General features: G+C 36.6%; 19 protein-coding genes and 1 other annotated feature. Of the genes, 6 read left to right on the forward strand and 13 right to left on the reverse strand.

What is annotated here, in order from left to right; all coding sequences use genetic code 11:
- Nucleotides 1-99 precede the first annotated feature (99 nt).
- On the reverse strand, nt 100-666 hold the full coding sequence (locus CUS89_RS16350) for an AlbA family DNA-binding domain-containing protein (protein WP_258082395.1): 567 nt from the start codon (nt 664-666) through the stop codon (nt 100-102).
- Nucleotides 667-1,299: 633 nt separating this feature from the next.
- On the opposite strand from CUS89_RS16350, the gene CUS89_RS06895 reads away from it, so the two are divergent.
- On the forward strand, nt 1,300-1,557 hold the full coding sequence (locus CUS89_RS06895; RefSeq protein WP_019722300.1) for a hypothetical protein: 258 nt from the start codon (nt 1,300-1,302) through the stop codon (nt 1,555-1,557).
- A gap of 328 nt (nt 1,558-1,885) precedes the next feature.
- Here CUS89_RS06895 and rplL read toward each other — a convergent pair whose 3' ends face one another.
- From rplL to rplK, 4 genes are all read right to left on the reverse strand, one after another.
- A complete protein-coding gene (gene rplL / locus CUS89_RS06900; protein ID WP_010734285.1) occupies nt 1,886-2,254 on the reverse strand; it encodes a 50S ribosomal protein L7/L12 in 369 nt (122 codons plus the stop codon).
- Between the two features lie 57 nt (nt 2,255-2,311).
- Nucleotides 2,312-2,815: a 50S ribosomal protein L10 gene (gene rplJ / locus CUS89_RS06905; protein ID WP_071866450.1), complete on the reverse strand. Its 504-nt coding sequence runs from the start codon at nt 2,813-2,815 to the stop codon at nt 2,312-2,314.
- Nucleotides 2,816-2,984: 169 nt separating this feature from the next.
- Nucleotides 2,985-3,110 (reverse strand) — a sequence feature (ribosomal protein L10 leader region).
- A 79-nt stretch (nt 3,111-3,189) separates the two neighbouring features.
- Entirely contained in the window at nt 3,190-3,879 is a 690-nt protein-coding gene (gene rplA, locus CUS89_RS06910) for a 50S ribosomal protein L1 (RefSeq protein WP_010734283.1), read from the reverse strand.
- Nucleotides 3,880-3,980: 101 nt separating this feature from the next.
- Nucleotides 3,981-4,403: a 50S ribosomal protein L11 gene (rplK, locus tag CUS89_RS06915; protein ID WP_010734282.1), complete on the reverse strand. Its 423-nt coding sequence runs from the start codon at nt 4,401-4,403 to the stop codon at nt 3,981-3,983.
- A gap of 313 nt (nt 4,404-4,716) precedes the next feature.
- On the opposite strand from rplK, the gene sdaAB reads away from it, so the two are divergent.
- Nucleotides 4,717-5,385, forward strand: coding sequence for an L-serine ammonia-lyase, iron-sulfur-dependent subunit beta (gene sdaAB / locus CUS89_RS06920; RefSeq protein WP_104871567.1), 669 nt, complete (start codon nt 4,717-4,719; stop codon nt 5,383-5,385).
- 15 nt (nt 5,386-5,400) lie between these two features.
- Complete coding sequence (gene sdaAA, locus CUS89_RS06925) at nt 5,401-6,273, forward strand: L-serine ammonia-lyase, iron-sulfur-dependent, subunit alpha (protein WP_104871568.1); 873 nt, start codon at nt 5,401-5,403, stop codon at nt 6,271-6,273.
- A 114-nt stretch (nt 6,274-6,387) separates the two neighbouring features.
- On the opposite strand, the gene CUS89_RS06930 is transcribed toward sdaAA, so the two are convergent.
- The 6 genes from CUS89_RS06930 to CUS89_RS06955 all read right to left on the reverse strand — a co-directional run bounded on the left by CUS89_RS06930 (nt 6,388) and on the right by CUS89_RS06955 (nt 13,323).
- Nucleotides 6,388-7,698: an amidohydrolase gene (locus tag CUS89_RS06930; protein WP_104871569.1), complete on the reverse strand. Its 1,311-nt coding sequence runs from the start codon at nt 7,696-7,698 to the stop codon at nt 6,388-6,390.
- Nucleotides 7,695-9,419: an adenine deaminase C-terminal domain-containing protein gene (locus CUS89_RS06935; RefSeq protein ID WP_104871570.1), complete on the reverse strand. Its 1,725-nt coding sequence runs from the start codon at nt 9,417-9,419 to the stop codon at nt 7,695-7,697. The genes CUS89_RS06930 and CUS89_RS06935 overlap by 4 nt, the downstream gene beginning before the upstream one ends.
- A gap of 109 nt (nt 9,420-9,528) precedes the next feature.
- Nucleotides 9,529-10,590 carry an ABC transporter substrate-binding protein gene (locus CUS89_RS06940; protein ID WP_023520403.1) on the reverse strand — a complete coding sequence of 354 codons (1,062 nt, stop codon included), beginning with the start codon at nt 10,588-10,590 and terminating at the stop codon, nt 9,529-9,531.
- A gap of 22 nt (nt 10,591-10,612) precedes the next feature.
- Nucleotides 10,613-11,653, reverse strand: a complete 1,041-nt coding sequence (locus CUS89_RS06945) for an ABC transporter ATP-binding protein (protein ID WP_104871571.1) — start codon at nt 11,651-11,653, stop codon at nt 10,613-10,615.
- Between the two features lie 61 nt (nt 11,654-11,714).
- Nucleotides 11,715-12,494, reverse strand: a complete 780-nt coding sequence (locus CUS89_RS06950; protein ID WP_104871572.1) for an ABC transporter permease — start codon at nt 12,492-12,494, stop codon at nt 11,715-11,717.
- Complete coding sequence (locus tag CUS89_RS06955; RefSeq protein ID WP_104871573.1) at nt 12,487-13,323, reverse strand: ABC transporter permease; 837 nt, start codon at nt 13,321-13,323, stop codon at nt 12,487-12,489. Before CUS89_RS06955 ends, CUS89_RS06950 begins: the two co-directional genes overlap by 8 nt.
- 1,216 nt (nt 13,324-14,539) lie before the next feature.
- On the opposite strand from CUS89_RS06955, the gene CUS89_RS06960 reads away from it, so the two are divergent.
- From CUS89_RS06960 to CUS89_RS16220, 3 genes are all read left to right on the forward strand, one after another.
- Nucleotides 14,540-15,391, forward strand: a complete 852-nt coding sequence (locus tag CUS89_RS06960) for a hypothetical protein (RefSeq protein ID WP_104775732.1) — start codon at nt 14,540-14,542, stop codon at nt 15,389-15,391.
- Nucleotides 15,392-16,725: 1,334 nt separating this feature from the next.
- Nucleotides 16,726-17,061 carry an ATP-binding cassette domain-containing protein gene (locus CUS89_RS16215; protein WP_219843337.1) on the forward strand — a complete coding sequence of 112 codons (336 nt, stop codon included), beginning with the start codon at nt 16,726-16,728 and terminating at the stop codon, nt 17,059-17,061.
- Nucleotides 17,062-17,069: 8 nt separating this feature from the next.
- Nucleotides 17,070-17,360: an ATP-binding cassette domain-containing protein gene (locus CUS89_RS16220; RefSeq protein WP_219843338.1), complete on the forward strand. Its 291-nt coding sequence runs from the start codon at nt 17,070-17,072 to the stop codon at nt 17,358-17,360.
- A gap of 86 nt (nt 17,361-17,446) precedes the next feature.
- Here CUS89_RS16220 and CUS89_RS06980 read toward each other — a convergent pair whose 3' ends face one another.
- Both CUS89_RS06980 and nusG read right to left on the reverse strand, forming a co-directional pair.
- Entirely contained in the window at nt 17,447-18,295 is an 849-nt protein-coding gene (locus CUS89_RS06980) for an alpha/beta fold hydrolase (RefSeq protein ID WP_374955049.1), read from the reverse strand.
- Nucleotides 18,296-18,420: 125 nt separating this feature from the next.
- Entirely contained in the window at nt 18,421-18,966 is a 546-nt protein-coding gene (gene nusG, locus CUS89_RS06985; RefSeq protein ID WP_010734272.1) for a transcription termination/antitermination protein NusG, read from the reverse strand.
- Nucleotides 18,967-19,323 lie beyond the last annotated feature (357 nt).

A 19,323-nucleotide genomic window follows, 5' to 3' on the forward strand; every position in this document is an offset into this window, starting at 1 on the left:
TATCTAAAAAGCTTTGTTTTTTGAAATAATCTAATTGAAATTTTTTAAATCTATCAGTTATAGAATTGTATTTGCCAAAAAATAATAATCCGCCTACTGTTAGTCTATATGGCGACTTAGAATCCTGTTTTTATAAAGTAGATTTCTATAATTGTTCACTGTTTCAAGATTTAAATCGTCTATGTCATAGTTCTGCAACAGCTCACTATCAATATCATTCTGCGAGTCTACGATTAGATATTTAAATTGTGCATCATCTGCAATACGATCTCCATCGTCTGTTCTAATATATGTTTTACTTTTGTTATTGTTTATATAAACAGGTCTTCTTTCATACGATGCTTTGGGTACATTTATTTCTATAATAGATTTACCTGATACTTTGAATGTTTGAACATCTTCATTAGTAAGTAAATTAACACTAACTTTTTGTTTATCATGAATACAATTCCAAAATTCCGTAATAACTTTTTCTGGGTTGTCGACTCCAACTATTTGGTATTCTTTTTTGGATACTAGCTCTTCTATACCTAAAATTATAATTCCGCCATTAGTATTTGCAAACGCACTATAAGTTGACCATACATCATTCGATAGTTTAGTTTGAGATTTTTTAAACACAAGTTGGAAATTTTCTCTCGGTTCTGTGAAGATTTCATCTTTCAATTCAATAAACTTAATTTTTTACACCCCCTGATCTTAATTCAAAAGTATTTCAAAAGTATTCTTCTTTGAAAAAAGTTGCTATTTCAACCTTTCCAAAATAAATATACTCAATAGTCTAGATAAATCAAAAGTATTTCAAAAGAATTGACAATATAAAAATTCGAGATATAATTTTAGGTTTAATATATTTTAATCTGAATATTATGCCCATCATTAGATGGAGAATAACTTTAATGAGAGGTTTTTTTGTATACTCTAGGACTCGAACCTACACCCCTTCTATTATGAGCTAAATACTCTATCTAACTAAGCTAAAGGTACAGGTTGTTACCACTAATTTATTTTTGAGTATGTAAATGAGAAATCGCGGCAACAAACTTGTTATCATAATAAAGGTACGTGTATGGACGATTATGAAATTGATTATTTTGATATGATGACAAAAATATTTTGTTGAATACTTTTTACCTTCGTCACTAAGCATTAGTTTATATAAGCTATTCACATATAGTATTATGTACTTTTATTATGTTCTTCTCCATTATGCAAATAAACATATACAGGGGTTTTATTTTGAAGAATTTATGGCAACGTCCTATACTTAAATTATCAAATAAAAGGACGTGAAGATAAATGTCAGATTTAGAACACAAAGAAGAAAAAACTTTAGACAAAATTGTTGCTACAGTCAATAAACTGGATAAAGAATTAAATGAACTTGATACGTTATCTGAAAATCCAGAAAAAAAACACAACCTAAAAAAATGGTTAGTTGAACGTAAGGCGATCCATGAAATCAAAAAAATTCTTCATGAAGCTGATAAATACGAAAAATATGATGAAAAAGAACTCGATAAAGAGTTTAAAGAAATTAATGATCTATTACAATAATCTATTTAAACGACTCAAAATGAGTCGTTTTTTTTATACAAAAACACTATCAGAAATCGTCTGGATAATAGTTGAGTTATAAGAAGAATGTACATGAACCGAAATACCTTTTATCTACTATCATCTATCGTCAACTATATCTAATATCGAATAAGTTTTAGCAATAGATTTGATAAACGCCTTTATTTTCTGCTCATGATCAGATGGTGTTTGTATTTTCACTTGTGTTGCTACGGTTTAGAACTAGAAACAAAAAGCATTTCAAAAAACAAAAAAAGGCTAAAAACCTTAATAAATAAGGTTTTTAGCCAATCAAAAATCGATAAAATTATTTAACTGTTACAGAAGCGCCAACTTCTTCAAGTTTAGCTTTTAATTCTTCAGCTTCTTCTTTAGAAACGCCTTCTTTAACTGGTGCAGGAGCGCCATCAACTACAGCTTTAGCTTCTTTCAAGCCTAAGCCAGTTGCTTCACGAACTGCTTTGATAACTTTAACTTTTTGGTCTCCAGCTGCAGTTAATTCTACAGTGAATTCAGTTTGTTCTTCAGCAGCAGCACCGCCACCAGCAGCAACTGCAGCTACAGGAGCAGCAGCAGATACGCCAAATTCTTCTTCAATAGCTTTAACTAGGTCGTTAAGTTCTAGGATAGTTGCTTCTTTTAACTCAGCAACGATGTTTTCAATGTTCAATGCCATTTTTGTTTCCTCCATTTAAATGTTCTTTTTTTATTTATTGTTTATGCTATGCGGCGATTAAGCTGCATCTCCATCTTCTTTGTCTGCGACTGCTTTGACAGCGTAAGCCACGTTGCGGACTGGCGCTTGTAGTACAGATAGCAACATAGATAGAAGTCCTTCGCGGTTTGGCAATTTTGCCAATGCTGTGATTTCTTCCAATGTAGATACTTTACCTTCGATGATACCGCCTTTGATTTCTAATGCTTTTGCATCTTTAGCAAATTCGTCCATGATTTTCGCTGGTGCTACTACGTCTTCGTTACTGAATGCAACGGCTGTAGGGCCAGTGAAAACTTCGTCCATGCCGTCTAGGCCTGCTTTTTTAGCTGCACGTGAAAGGATTGAGTTTTTGATAACTTTCATTTCAACGTTAGCTTCACGAAGTTGTTTACGTAAGCGTGTTACTTCATCAACAGTTAATCCACGGTAGTCAACTACGACTACAGAAGCTGCTTCTGTAAATTTTGCACTTACTTCGTCAACGATTGCTGCTTTTTTTGCGATAATTGCTTCACTCATTTTTGAGTTTCACCTCCTGAATTTTGATGGAAGAGTTTTTTACGACTGGATCGTTTGTTCATCATCTAATCACTTCGTTTTAGTGATTCTACTCGCTTGCGCTCGAAAGGAGACTCCTTTCGCTCAACTCAACGAGTATTGTTCATCATCTAATCACTTCGTTCTTAGTGATTCACAACAAAAAACTCTATGCCACCGTAGACATAGAGGGACTATTGAATATATTCAATAAACGTCCTCGGTAGGAAATTAAGGCTAAGCCACCTACTGTCTTCGGTACAAGTTAATTATTAACCTCAACTAGCTTAGCACGCTAAACTAGTTGAGTCAAGAATTATTTTTCAGTTGGATCAATCAACGTTCTAATCTTTGGATTAGAAAGAAGCTTGGTCTACATGGATACCAGGTCCAAATGTTGTTGTTACAGTAATGTTTTTCATGTATTGACCTTTAGCTGCAGATGGTTTAGCTTTCACTAATACATCATGGATCGCAGCAAAGTTTTCAACTAATTTTTCGTTGTCGAAAGAAACTTTACCGATTGGTACATGGATGTTTCCAGCTTTGTCAACGCGGTAAGTTACTTTACCAGCTTTTACTTCGTTGATTGCTTTTGTTACGTCCATTGTTACAGTACCAGTTTTAGGGTTTGGCATTAAGCCTTTAGGTCCTAATACACGTCCTAGACGACCAACAGTAGCCATCATATCAGGTGTTGCAACAACTACGTCAAAGTCAAACCATCCGTTTTGGATTTTTTGAACCATGTCGTCGTCACCAACGAAGTCTGCACCAGCTGCTTCAGCTTCTTTTGCTTTGTCTCCTTTAGCAAATACTAAAACAGTTTGTGTTTTACCAGTTCCGTTTGGTAATACAACAGCTCCACGAATTTGTTGGTCTGCTTTTTTAGGGTCTACGTTTAGACGGTATGCAACTTCAACTGTTGCATCAAATTTTGCAATGTTTGTTTCTTTCGCTAATGCTACTGCTTCAGCGACAGAATAAACTTTACTTGAATCCACTTTTTTCAATGCTTCTTGCATTTTTTTGCTCTTTTTAGCCATTTTGGTTCCTCCTTGATTGTGGTTATAACGGTTGTACCTCCCACGTGTCCTATACCTTTCAATACAGGGCCAACTGAGAAGCTACTTTCTTAGGGTGCAGATTATTCTACAGTGATCCCCATGCTTCGTGCAGTTCCTTCAACCATGCGCATTGCTGCTTCAACGTTAGCTGCGTTTAGGTCTTCCATTTTTAATTCAGCGATTTCTTTTACTTGATCGCTAGAAACTTTAGCAACTTTATTTTTGTTTGGTTCGCCTGAACCTTTTTCGATTTTCGCTGCTTTTTTCAATAATACTGCAGCTGGTGGTGTTTTTGTAACGAATGTGAATGAACGGTCTTCGTATACAGAAATCACAACTGGAATGATCAAACCTGCTTGATCAGCTGTACGAGCATTGAATTCTTTTGTGAATCCCATGATATTGATACCCGCTTGACCTAGTGCAGGACCTACTGGGGGAGCTGGAGTTGCTTTACCTGCAGGGATTTGCAATTTAACGATTTTTTCTACTTTCTTTGCCACGAGACATACCTCCTTAAGTCCGTGATGTGGTTAATTGGAGATGCATATTTCTCCTCCCACGTATTGTCAGTTGATTATAAAATCAATTGACATATCATGTACATAACGAATGCACACTGATACAGTATAGCAAATTTTTCCTTTTTTTCAACAATTTTTTCTGATTATTTTTACCTTTATCCAAAAAAAAGCTAAATTTCTGGTTAAAACGTGAAGAAAACACTTTATAAATCGCTTATTTATGCTAAACTTACGCCTGTATAAAGGCAATCTATAAAAATAAACAAGTCTTCTATTCTAATGAGGTGAAATAATGAAAGAGCTAAAATACAGAAGTGTATTTGATATTATTGGTCCTGTCATGATTGGACCAAGCAGTTCGCATACCGCTGGGGCTGCAAGAATCGGAAAGGTCGTCCGTAGTATTTTTGGCGATCAACCTGATTCTGTTGACATCTACCTTTATGAGTCTTTTGCCAAAACCTATCGTGGACATGGCACTGATATTGCCTTAGTTGGAGGATTGTTGGGTATGGAACCAGATGATTCTCGTTTAGCGGATTCGCTAAGGTTCGCTCATGAAGCAGGCATGGAAGTATTATTTGTACCTAAAAGTGAAAAAGCCGATCATCCTAATTCCGTCAAAATGTTGTTAAAAAAAGGCAATCGAAAACTTTCGGTTACAGGTATCTCGATTGGTGGAGGCAATATTCAGATCTCTGAATTGAACGGCTTCAAGATTTCATTGAGCATGGGGACACCGACCTTGATCATCGTTCACCAAGACGTTCCCGGCATGATTGCTAAAGTCACTAATATTCTTTCAGAAACCAATACCAATATCGGGACCATGACGGTCACTCGTGAATCAAAAGGTGAAAATGCCATCATGATCATTGAAGTGGACGATCCTCAAGTAGAAGACACCGTAAAAAAACTAAAACAGCTACCAAATATTGACAGTGTCAATTATTTCGAGTAAAGGAGCAGACCAGGTATGTTTTTATCAATTGAAGAATTAGTCCAACAAGCCCAAGCCTATCCTAACGTTGCCGAGTTGATGATCGCAGTCGAAATGGAAATGAGTCATCGTTCTCGTGAGCAGATCATCGAGATCATGAAAAAGAATCTACTCGTGATGGAACAGTCGATCGCCGAAGGAAATGCTGGTGTGACCTCTGTTACAGGAATCACTGGCGGCGATGCAAAAAAAATGGATAACTACCTTTCTCACGCTGATTTCCTTAGTGGTGAAACAATCTTGACTGCGGTTCGTAATGCGATTGCTGTGAATGAAGTCAATGCCAAAATGGGATTGATCTGTGCAACGCCTACTGCGGGCAGCGCAGGAGTGGTCCCTGGTGTCTTGATGGCCGTACGTGATCGTTTGCAATTAACCCATGAACAACAACTCGACTTCTTATTTACAGCAGGCGCTTTTGGCTTGGTCATTGCGAACAACGCATCGATCAGCGGGGCTGAAGGTGGTTGTCAGGCAGAAGTCGGATCGGCGAGTGCGATGGCTTCCGCTGCCTTGGTTTGCGCGAAAAACGGCACAGCTCATCAAGCCGCTCAAGCTGTGGCAATCACGCTTAAAAATATGATGGGTTTGATCTGCGATCCTGTCGCTGGCCTCGTCGAAGTCCCTTGCGTCAAAAGAAACGCTTTAGGTTCGTCACAAGCATTCATCTCTGCTGATATGGCTTTAGCTGGCATCGAAAGTGTGATCCCACCTGATGAAGTGGTCGCTGCCATGTATCAAGTTGGCAGACAGATGCCTTCGATCTTCAAAGAAACCGCAGAAGGCGGACTTGCAGTGACACCTACCGCGAAACGATTGACGAAAGAAATCTTAGAAAAACAAGTATAGTTACTTCTTATATAAAAAAGCTGAATCAGAAAATGCACAAAATTCATTATCGCCAAAGACATGCCGAATAACCATGGTAGCAAATTCGTTGCCATAGTTATTCGGCTTATTTGTTTACATCCTCTGCTTTGCTTCAAACACAAATTGCCCCATTTGTTCATAGAGGTCAGCTTTGATTTTTTCAAAGTCATGATGGACTAACTGATGATCACGTACAAGCTGTCTGCCATCTACCCATACATGTGCTACATTGGAAGCATTCGCTGAATAAACTAAAGCAGAGTATGGATCAAAAATCGGAAACATATTCACAGACTGCGTCTCAACGATAATAAAATCTGCCTTGTTCCCTACAACAAGCTGACCAGTCTCTTTAAAATCTAACAACTCCGCCCCACCTCTAGTGGCTAAACGGACAATTTCCTTTGCTGGGAAAAGCGCACGATCTTTTTCAAAAGTTTTATGGAAATTGGCAAATAACTTCATTTGTGCAAAGAGATCCAAAGTATTGCCACTACTTGGACCGTCTGTACCTAACCCGACAGTTAAACCTGCAGAAAGCATAGCTTTAACTGGTGCTACACCTTTCGCTGATTTTGTGTTCGCACCAATGCAGTGAGCAATTCCGACTTGCTCTCTTGCTGTAGCGACTAAAGCAATATCCGCTTCTGTCATATGGATACAATGGGCCATGATCAACGGTCTGTTCATAAAACCTAAGTCTTTCAACAACTCGAATGGTGTTTGTTGATACTGCTCCGCTAATTCCTGCATTTCATAGTCCATTTCTGCCACATGTAAGGTGATCGGCACATCGAATCGTTCACTCAATTCAACTGTCCGCTTCAACCCTTCAAAGGTATTGGTATTCGGCGCATGAGGAGCCAACGCAGGCGTAATCAATGGATGGTCTTTCCACTTTGGCAAGAATGTCTCACAATAAGTCAAGCCGCCAGAAGGCTCTAGATTATCACACACAGGCATATCAATGATCGTTTCACCAAGGATTGCACGTATCTTAAACTGATCACATACTTGCGCGACTTGATCTTCAAAATAATACATGTCACAAAAACCAGTCACACCACTAAGCAACATCTCACTGATTGCATAGGCTGTACTCGCTGCCACTAGCTCTGGGGTCATGAACGCTTCTAATGGAAATAAGAACCGACGTAATCGATCTGGTACATCATCTCCTAAAGATCGAAAAGGAATCATCCCAGCATGGGTATGTGTATTCACAAAACCTGGCAATAAGATACCGCCTGCTCCATCGATGACTTCCTCCGCAGAAGCTATCCCTTCCTGCCATTCTCCTATCTCAATGATACGATTTTCTTCAATCCGTACATACCCGTTTTTGTATTCAGTCAGTTGATCATCCATCGTTAGAACGTGGACATTTTTTATCAATGTACTCATAACAAAACACCATCACTTGGAAAAACCAGCGGATAAAATTCCTGTGTTTTCGTATTCATCATTCCTTTATCTGTCATTTTGATCGCAGGTGAAACTGGTAGTGACAAAGTAGAAAACGACATGATCTCATTCATGTTTTTATAGCCTAGATTTTGCATTTCTCTACGCACAGTTTTTAAATCTTGCCCTAACTCTTCAATCGGTGCTTGTGAAACGATCCCACCAATCGGTAACGGACAAGTTGCTGTTAACTTGCCAGCATTTACCACCACATAGCCACCTTGCAATTCCAACAATTTTTGCTGAGCCAGCAGAATGTCTTGGCAATTATTCCCCATCACCATCACGTTATGATGATCATGCGCCCAAGTCGTCGCAATACTTCCTGGTTTCGAAATAGGTTCTTCCATCAAAGCATACGCCACATTGCCGTTCTTCCCATAGCGTTCCATCACAAGCAATAAGGCGCAATCCGAATTTTCCCAATCGAGGTACCCATCTTTCACTGGAATGTTCTTCGTGATCCGTTCCGTAAACGTTCCAACCTCATGCTTACGAATAACATTACAACGAACACTTGGTAAATCCGTTTTGACTGGCAACCGTAGATCGTCTAAAGAAATCTTTTTACAATGGACCGTTTGACTGTATGAAGCAGGAAATTGTTCGATTTTTTCTGGATAAGTGATCGCCTCACCGTGTCGGTAGACTTCTTTACCCGATTTGAAGACCGCAGAAATAGCGAATGTGGATAAATCATCTAACAAAATAAAATCAGCCATTCTTCCAGGTCCAATCAATCCCCGATCATTCAAGCCCATTCTACGTGCTGGTGTATAAGTCGTCATATAGATTGCTTGTTCGACTGGTAGCCCCGCCTCAACTGCTTTTTTCAAATTTTCATTTAAATGCCCAGTGAGTAAATCATCTGCCATCACATCGTCTGTGATGATACAAGCATAGTCATAATACTCATTTTCCGTGATTACCGCCATATTTTCCGGTGTGATCGACTTGTTTTGGAATTGGATGAACATGCCATTTTCAATTTTTTCTGCTAAGGATTCCGGAAACTGATGCGTATGATCAGAAGAAATCCCGCTATACATAAATGCTGCCAATTCTTCTTCGTAAATTTTAGGACAATGTCCTTCCAACGGCATCGTTGGGCGTTTTTCTTTACATAGATCAATGATTTGACGAATCAGCGAAGTTGGTTCATGGGCAATACCGTGGAAATTCATTGCTTCGCCTAAACAAATCACTTTTGGATTGTCTAACAACTTTTCTGTTTCAGCTAACCCAATGATTCCACCGGTAGTTTCTAGTTCAGGTGTGGTGGAAGGAACGGACGATGGGATTGCATGGAAAATATCTAATTCCGTTTCTGCAGCCATAAATTCAGTCAATCCCTCAAGACCAAAAACATTTGCCATCTCATGCGCATCCGCAATCACTGTAGTCACACCAAATGGTAAAACGACCTTGGAAAAAATACTTGGCGTAGTCATTGAACTCTCAATGTGCATATGGCTGTCGATCAAACCAGGAATCATATATTTCCCTCGACCATCAATTTCTTGAAGGATCTCCAAGTGACTCAGATCCTTTGTTGTGATGTAATAAAATTTTTCACCGCTGACTGTGACATGTTTCTTCTCAAAACATTGTTTGGCTGTGTTGTACACTTGAGCATCTCTAATCAGTAAGTCAATCTTCACATTTTTCCCTCACTTTTATTGTCCTTAGACAAGAATAGGGGGCTGTGCGCTTCCGACACAACCACCCCAATGTTTATTTTTTCAATGATTTCCCGTTATAGGAAAATGTTTATTGGTTGATCAAACGATTCCAACGGTCGATCCAGTCAGTCATTTGACTATTCACGAAATCAAAGTCGATGTTTTTTGCTCGGTCAGCAACTGCACCATAAGTCATATTACCAGCTTCTTCTTCACTTAATTCCACTTTATCATTCGTCGGTGCTTCATTTAATGAAAGTGCCTTTGTTTTTTGTGATTCTTCGCTAATTCTATAGTTGATGAATGAGTAAGCCAATTCTTTGTTCGCTGCTTCTTTTGGAATATTGATCGTATTGTAGTTCGCATATGTGCCACTCTCAGGGACCACGTATTCGATCGTGTCAGAATCTCCTTTGACGATATCATAAGCAAAATCCATCACGATCGCTGCTTCAATTTCTCCTGCTTGGAACATATTTGCTAAGTCAGAAGATCTTGCATAAGTCTTAACGATATTTGGTTTCAATTCTTCTAAAGCTTCAAATGCTGCTTCTCCATTGTCATCTTCAATCGCTACACCCGCATGGTCACTTGCAATATACATCATCAAAGGTCCGGCAGTCGTCGTGATTTCCGGGATCGAGATTTTTCCTTCTAATGCTGAATCCCAAAGATCTGACCAGCTAGTAATTTCTTTTCCAACTTTTTCTCTGTCGTAAACGATACCTACACTGTTTACGGCAATCGGAACACCTGCACCACTGTCAAAGACTTCCTTCGCTCCTTCAGTTAAGTCCGCTAAATTCGGGATTTTTGATTCATCTAGTTTTTCAAATAATTCTTGAGAAGCCCCATCCGCTGAGTTCGCTTGCGCTAACTCAATAACGTCGATTCCTCTAGGATTACTGATTAATTTGTTGAAGCGATCGCCACTGTTACCTAGATCCATAGTGATCTTCGCATCGAATTCTTTTTCAAAAGGATCCATCACATCGCTTTTCACGATATCTTCGCTTAAACCAAATGTTGATACAACTAGATCTTTTGACTCTTTCGCTTCGGAAGAATTAGTTTCAGATCCTCCACCGCAAGCTGTCAATACAAACATACTTGCTAAAACTACTGAACTTACTAGAAAGCCTTTTTTCACTGATTTTTCCCCTTTTCTCTACTTATTTATCTTCCAAAAGAACGATTTTATCTTTTGGGAAATGCAGGTTGATTTGATCTCCTGCTTGGTAAATTTGTTTATCCGTACCGTTTACTAAGAACTTACCTAAATCCGTTGTCACTTCATACTGGTAACTTTTCCCTAAAAATGTTCTGACTTTCACTTCACCTTTTACACCGTTATGTGTCGCATCAGAGGCAATCTCGATATCTTCAGGACGGATCGTCGCTACTAATCGCTCTGCTATCGGTTGCTCATAAGGTGTCTCAATGACATTCCCAGCGGCTTGATAGCGGATGCCTTCGATTTGTTCAACTGGAAAGAAATTTTCAAAACCGATAAAATGTGCAACAAAACGAGTTTTTGGATGTCGGTAGATTGTTTCCGGTGTATCATATTGCTCGATGACACCATTATTCATGACCGCGACTTTATCCGAGATCGAGAAGCATTCTTCTTGATCGTGGGTCACAAAAACTGTTGTGATACCAAGTTGTTGTTGGATACGTTTGATTTCGATCCGCATTTGGACACGTAGTTTCGCATCTAGATTACTTAATGGTTCGTCTAGGAGTAGTAACTTAGGTTCAATAACCAAAGCTCGAGCCAAAGCCACTCGTTGGCGTTGCCCACCTGACAGTTGTTTCGGGTAACGATCACCCAACTGTTCCAAGCCACAGATCGCTAGCATATCTGCTACTTTCTTGGCGATATCTGCTTTATTTTCTTTTCGCAATTTCAAGCCAAAAGCGACATTCTCAGCAATCGTCAAGTGAGGAAACAGCGCATAGCTCTGAAATACCATACCAAAATTACGTTTATGCACAGGAACTTTCACTAATTCTTGATCTTCCAAAACAAAAGAGCCATCGTTCGGCGAAATCAATCCAGCAATCACACGTAGCGTCGTTGTTTTACCGCAACCACTAGGTCCTAGCAAAGAAACTAGCTCTCCTTTTTCCATTGAAATAGACAAATCTTCTAATATATTTTGTTTTCCGTCATAACTCACACGGATATTGTTCAAATTTACAAAACTCACGGTTCTCCCCCTCATAGTTTCCAGTCATTCTCAAGTACTGTTCGATTTCTTCATTCAACAGTTAAGCGATCGAAGCCAATCCTAACGTTTTCTCAATAATAAACATCAAGAAAACGGTTAATACCATGATCATCACTGAAATCGCCGACACAGTCGGATCATACGTATATTCAATGTAGCTCAATAATGAAGTGGGCAACATCGTTACTCCTGGTCCAGATAAAAACATTGAAACTGGTACATTATTGAATGAGTTGACAAAAGCCAGCATAAACGCCGCAAATATTCCAGAAGAAACATTTGGTAAGACGACTTGCATAAAAGCGCGGGTTTTTGTACAACCTAATGTCCAGGCAACTTCTTCAATCGAAAAATCTAATTGCTCCATACTTGAACCTACGACGCGAATGATATACGGTAGGCTGATCAAAAAATGACCAATCAACAAAGCTTGGATCACTGGCAAGTTAAACTTGATCACGATGTATTGGAACAAGGAGTAACCGACAACGATACCCGGAATCATCGTTGGAGACAAAAAGAAATTTTTAAAAAGCTGTTTACTATTCATGTGGTAACGAGAAAGTGCGTAAGAAGTCGGCACACCTACTAATAAAGCTAACAGAGTAGCCCCTATGCCAATACTTAAACTCAATTTAAAGCTGTTCATAAATGTTTCAGAACTTAACGCTTTCTTGTACCACTCTAATGAAAATCCATCAATTGGAAATTGTATCGTTGATGATTGTCCGAAAGACGTCACAACAATAATCACTAGTGGTAAAAACAAAAACGCAAAAACTAATACTGCGATGATCGTCATCCCTTTTTGCTTACGCATGATTCATTTCCCTCCGATCCAAACGTGCAGCAATCATATTCAATCCTTTATTCACGATCAGAGTAGTGACGATCATGATCAATGCAATGACACTTGCTGAAGTCCAATCACCTAAAGTCGATGCTTTCTGGTATAAGAAAGTCGCCATCATCATATTTTGGTTTCCACCTAAAAGTTGTGGTGTCGTATAAGCCGTCAACGTGCCTGTAAATACTAAAATACTGCCAACGATCACTCCAGGTATACAAAGCGGCATGACAATTTTATAGAACGTTTTAAACGGACTCGCACCTAACGTTTCGGCAGCTTCCAGTGTTTCTTTCTCAATATTTTCCATCACACCGACAAGTGTCATGACCATGGTAGGTAGGAACAAATAGACAGACCCGATAATAATTGCAAACTCCGTATATAGTAAGGCGATGGGTTGTTCGATCAGTCCTAAGCGAATCAAGAAATTATTGATTACTCCTGTCCTTCCTAGAATGTTGATCCAGGCAAAACTACGGATGACTGAATTGGTCAATAATGGAAACATCGTCATTGCCATCAATAAACTTTTCCACTTTTTCCCCACGCCTGCAATAAAATAAGCAGTTGGAATACCTAAAACGGCAGAAATCAAAGTCACAATGACAGAAACGCGAATTGTTCGAAGAAAAATCCTCAAATTGAAATCATCTGTCAAAAAACTAGTATAAGCACTCAGACTAGCCCCTGTTTCAGTAAAAATAGTTGGCCATATGATATTGACCAATGGCAAAATCATAAAAAATAGTAATAAGATCGTTCCTGGTGCAATGATCAAATACGGAACATTCTTCCTCATTGTTCTCCCCCTCATTCGTGTTCTGTCTCATTATAAGAAAAAATACGAACATTTTCAAGAAAACTTTGTAATATATTCAGAAAAAAACTCAAGTTATATGAAATAACTCATAGAAAACCTGTCTTTATCCGTTTTATTCAAAAACATTCACACTCACTTTACTTGTTTTTTAGTAGTTCATGTTTATTAGACGAACGATTATTATCAAATAATGAGAATCAACTATCAAAAGCGTTGAGAAATACATCTCAATTGAAAGAGAAAACCAAATTTCCATAAAAACAAAAAGAGCAATTACCGAACATTCGTCCAAAACGTTCGCTAATTGCTCTTTTTATTAGACTCAACTATTCCATAAAAACTGACTAACTTCTCGATCCACTTCTGTCCCAATCTCGTGAGGCATGTCATTAATCATTTGAGCTATTCATTATTCCAGAATTTTAAATTCATTTATAAAACAACAATTACATTTTCCAATAACGTCACAATAAAACTATTATTTCAACAACGAATACATATTAAAAAAAACAAAAAAACTCAATGAAAAGGTTTACGTTTTTATATTGATATGATATATTTTTTTTGGATATATCCTAAAAAATAGCTGGAAGTCAAGAACATGATTCTATCAAAGAAAAAACAACTATTACTACCCACATTACAAGTATTTTAGGAATTTTACTTTTAGGTGGTACAAAACGAGTTGAAGCTGAATCTTTTGGAGGAACAACTGCATATACGTATACAGCAGTATCCGCAAATGTAACCAAAACTTCATCAAGTGCTACTACATACGTTAATTGGAATAGTTCCAACCAAAAAAGTCACAAACAATGGTTCGCTCTTTATCAGAATGGATCAAGAAAAGGACAAGGATTATTTAATTATCTTACAAATTCTGCATTTCCTGGGAACGGTTCAGCGGGTTCGACTGTCCATTTAGCTTCGCAAAGAGAAAACATCATTGACCCTACGACTTACATTTCAGGAACATGGACCCCTTAAAGATGCTGGGCAAGAATCCGTGTCAAAACAACTTCGCTATTTTCTCTTAGAACCAAATAAATAGCGAGAAAGGATATGCCTTCTTTAAATAAGGCGTAATCTCAAAAGTTCAAAGAGAAATTTTTGGAGATTACGTCCTATTTATAGAGGCTGAACACTTTTGCACCGTCTTCTTGTCACATACCGATTGAAAAAAGGAGATGTATGTTTGAATAATTTTTGGAGATTAAATAAATATCACATTTCACTTAGTTTAGTCATATTTTTCATAATGGTATTCTCTATTTTAAATGAATATATTTCAAATGCCTTTCTTTATGTAACAAACTTAGCATTTAGACAAGAAATGAATCAAGGTCAAGCCTTTATTAATGTTTTTGATTTCTTTTGGAGGAGTTTAACAGAGTCTGTTTGGTCTTTTGATTATAGCTTGATTTTTGGAACGAATTTATTTCAAATGTTCATCCCTTTAGTAGCCTCTATTGGAACGGCAATATTTGCTCAAAAATGGCAAACCATTTATAAATTTGAAATTTATCATGTTTTAAATTTTAGAAATTTTGTTTATAGGAAAATATTATCAACGGCTACAAAAATCGCACTGGCAACATTTTTTGGTTTCTTTATCTATTACTTATTTTGCTTTATTGCATTACATGATTCTATCAACGATACTGTGACACGTCCAATGTTTGAAGATATTTTCGGATCCAATTTTTATGTCAATCATAGGTTTTTGCAGTCTTTTCTAGAAGGAGTTGTTCGTTTTTTCTGGATACCATTTATATATACTATCTTCGGTACTTCTATCTCATTGATCGTTTCCGAAGCGAAAATATATTTATTAGCCGCACCTTTATATTACTATAGCATGTCGGCTATCGGTACAGGAATGACAGCTTTTTCTGAAGATATTTCGTTGTATTTTAATCCAACGGTGATTATGGCGTCTGGTGATTATTATACATTTAACACATATCTTTTGTTGCTTGCAAACTCTATCCCATTATTTATTGGTATAGTATTGATTTGCGGAAGGAGTCATAATGTTGAATTATAAGTTTTTGATTTATCCGACTATTTCTTCTTTAATCATAATTTTATTTGTCAGTTTTATGCCTAAAACCATCATTACTACAGGATGGATTTTTTCTAATTTCCTATCAATGTCAGTAATGCTTACGATATCCTTTTTTTATTTGTTTGAAAAACATAGTTTTATTCAAATGGAAGTGATGAAATGCGAGAGTATTTTTCGTTTTTTCCGGTATAAGTTGGCTATATTATTTAATCGTAATGTTATTTACACGGCGATACTTTCTATCACATTTACAACATTAAGTTACATTAAAGTTGGCAATGCGGACTTCAAAATAATTTCAATCTATTCTCTGGCGTTGATTTTATTATTATCTTTATCAGGGTATCTCATGTTAGTAACATCCTTTTCCTTCAAAAATATATGGGCACCGTACATTACTATTATTATGATATATAGTTTTTATTTTTATGCTTTTGTAAACATAAATTTATCACCCTACTTTAACCCTTTTATTTCGTACATAACAAGTTTCAGCGAATTTCAAGGATATGGAACTGAACCTACCTATTTTAGTCATTTTGGAATAATTGGTTTTCTATTCTCAAATTTACTTTTTTGGGGACTTGGACATCTTATTTTTCATATCAAAACTCGGAAGATCGATCTATGACAAAAAAAATAGTATGTTACACAATTGTTTATTCACTAGAAGTAATCTATGTTATCTATATTTTTTCTAGTAATATCGCTTTACAGGAAGTATTCAGCCTGATTGCTTTTAATTCATCTGTCTACAAGAAGTTCTTGATCGAATTAGTAAATCCTAAATTCATTGTTTTTTATCTTTTAGTGAATATAATTACCTTACTATTCACTATAGATAATTTGACATCCTCAGCTTCGATGTATTCCATGATTTTATATAGAAATAAAAAATCTGGATTTTTTTTACTAAGGATAAAACATATCTTTTCTGTACTTTTATTAAATAGCGTAATTCAATTTATAAGCTTTTTTAGTACTTTATTTTTTTGGGGATATATATATAACCTATCTTTAGACGTCAATATTATAACTTTTACTATCCTATTTTTTAAATATTTCACCATACTATTTATATTCTTAATTTACTATGATTACTTTAAGCTAAAATCAAATAATATATTTATTCTTCCAGTGTCAACTTTTTTATTATTATCAGTTTTGATAGTAGATTTACTTTTAAATTTTGGATTGATTAGTATCTCAGATAGTATAATAGAAAATTTATTGTACTTGCTTGGTGATTTAACGATACTAGGTATTTCTATGACGATTTTGAATCTTAGATTTAAGAAAAGAGATGAATTTTATTGATTGAATTGATTAATTTGGGAAAACAGTATAAGCAAAAAATTTTATTTCAAGATGTGAATGTTACCTTCAATGAAGGAAAAAAATCTTTTATTAAAGGAATAAATGGTTCCGGAAAAAGTGTACTTATGAAGCTCATTGTAGGATACTCTACCCCAACAAAAGGGATGGTCAAAGTTGCTGGAAAAATAATAGGTGTAGATCAAGATTTTATACCTGATGCTGGAGTTTTCATTAACTCACCTGATTTTATTAAAAGTTGGACTGGTGCAGAAAATTTGTTGTATTTAGCAAATATCCGCAAAGTAGCTAATGAAAAAAAATTCGTTTTTTAGCAAGTCAATTGAATCTAGAAAAAGATCTGAATAAAAAGTATAAATATTATTCACTTGGTATGAAACAAAAATTAAGAATCATTCAAGCGCTTATGGATGAACCTACCTATTTGATTCTAGACGAACCTTTTGATGCTCTTGATAAAAACAGTCGAGAAAATGTTTTGGATTTGTTAGATAATTACCTTAGTGAAGATACTCAAAGAATTCTAATTTTTTCTAGTCATAACGATATGATGGAAGACTTTGCAGATCACATCTACGAACTTGAAAATCAAACGCTACTTCAAATAAAATGAATAAATAAATTTATATAGCATACACCCTATTGGATTTAAAAAATCTGATATTATTAGTGGATCATCTGAATTCAGCCTTTTCTTCTTCAATCAATACCCCAAAGAAATCGACTAACTTCTCGATCCACTTCTTCATTTTCATGAAGCATACTATGTGAGGCCCCTTCACCCTCTTCGACCTTTTCCATTACAGGATTACCGTGTTGCTTCAACAAGGCATAGACTGCCAATGCACTATTCAGCGGAACAGTTCCATCACTTAGCTCTACTTCACTCAACTGCCCTGCAACCAATAAAAATTGTGTGTTGGTTGGGAGATTTCCTACCATGGTTTGATAATCTTGATACCTTGAAGACACCACTGTTGGCCCATTTTCGAGTAAATCAGCTAAATTTTGACCGCTATCATCCACGAAATCATTGAAAGGTGCGCCTAACGCTACAAACTTTTCAACTTGCGGTAAAGTGGTTTCTTGCCCATACGTGACTAGATAACGGAGTCCGCTGACCCCACCCATTGAATGTCCGACAATGTTCACCTTGTTGATTTGATCAGTTGTCTGCAAATAAACCAGACATGCACGAATCCATTCTGCTTGGTTCCACTCATTATTTTCATTGTCTTCGAAAAGTACTTGGATCATCGGATTGGTTGCTTCTTTTGATAAAGCACCTTGGGCTTGAACATTTCCATTGATATCTACAGTCAATGTCAATTCTTGCTGCCCTTTGCTTTCCGTTTCTAAACGATCGATCATTCCTTTGAACGAATTCACTGTCCCTTTATATCCGTGAACAAATAAGGTAGGTATAGTTCCTTTTTCCACTGGTTTCACTTGGCTTGTCACCGTTGTTTCCGTGGAGGCAGTTTCTTTTTGGCTTTTGTTTTCTTGCGTTTGGCAACCAGATAGGATTAGCAGTACCAGCAACACCATGCGACTTAGCACCCGATTAAAATTTACTTTATTTTGTTTTATCACTTTTCTCACTCCTTTCATTCAAAACAAAAAAGAGCTGAGATGACTAGGCATCCCAACTCCTCCATTATTCTGATCACTGTTTAGTCGATCTTGTCTACTTGATCAAAATCAAGCTCTGTACTTGTTTCACGACCGAACATGTCAATGTTTACTTTTAGTTTTTCTTTTTCTTCATCGACTTCTGTCACTTGACCTTCTAATCCAGCAAAAGCTCCTTCGATGATCTTAACAACTTCGCCAACTTCTACTTTAAGTTCGTTTTGACGTAAACTCATACCGATTGAACGTAAGATATGATTTACTTCTTCCGGTAATAAAGGTGCAGGCTTACTTCCTGCTCCGTGAGAACCAACAAAACCTGTAACGCCCGGTGTGTTACGGACAACATACCATGAAGCATCTGACATGATCATTTCTACTAAGACATATCCAGGGAATGTTTTATGAACGATTTCTTTTTCTTTCCCATTTTTTACTTCAGTTTCTGTTTCTTCAGGAACAACGACACGGAAAATAAAATCAGCCATTTTCATACTTTGCGCACGTGACTCGATATTTGCTTTTACTTTGTTTTCGTATCCAGAGTATGTATGCAATACATACCAATTTTTTTCAAAAGATTCCATTGAAGGCTCCTCATTTCATTTGTAAAATAAAAAAACCTCAGTTCCCCGAAGCTTTTCCTCTCTTTGATTATAGCACCGTTTGATGGTTTTTACTAGTGACTTATTTTTTGTACTCGAGTGATCGTAAAATTGTTATTTATTCTTATTTTGACAAAAAACTTATATGATCAACTGTTTTTTTAAGAATAATTTTAAACAAAAAAACTCATTTTATAAAGAGAGGGCAATAAAAATATTTTTGGTTTTTGTTATTCTATAAAAAGACCTATGAAAATACATACCCAAGTCAATATTATTTATTTCTACAACGTACAATTATAGTCGTAAGGAATCTTATTGAGCTTTATAGAAATTTAC

This window comes from Enterococcus mundtii (genome assembly GCF_002947535.1).
GTDB classification, from domain to species: domain Bacteria; phylum Bacillota; class Bacilli; order Lactobacillales; family Enterococcaceae; genus Enterococcus_B; species Enterococcus_B mundtii_B.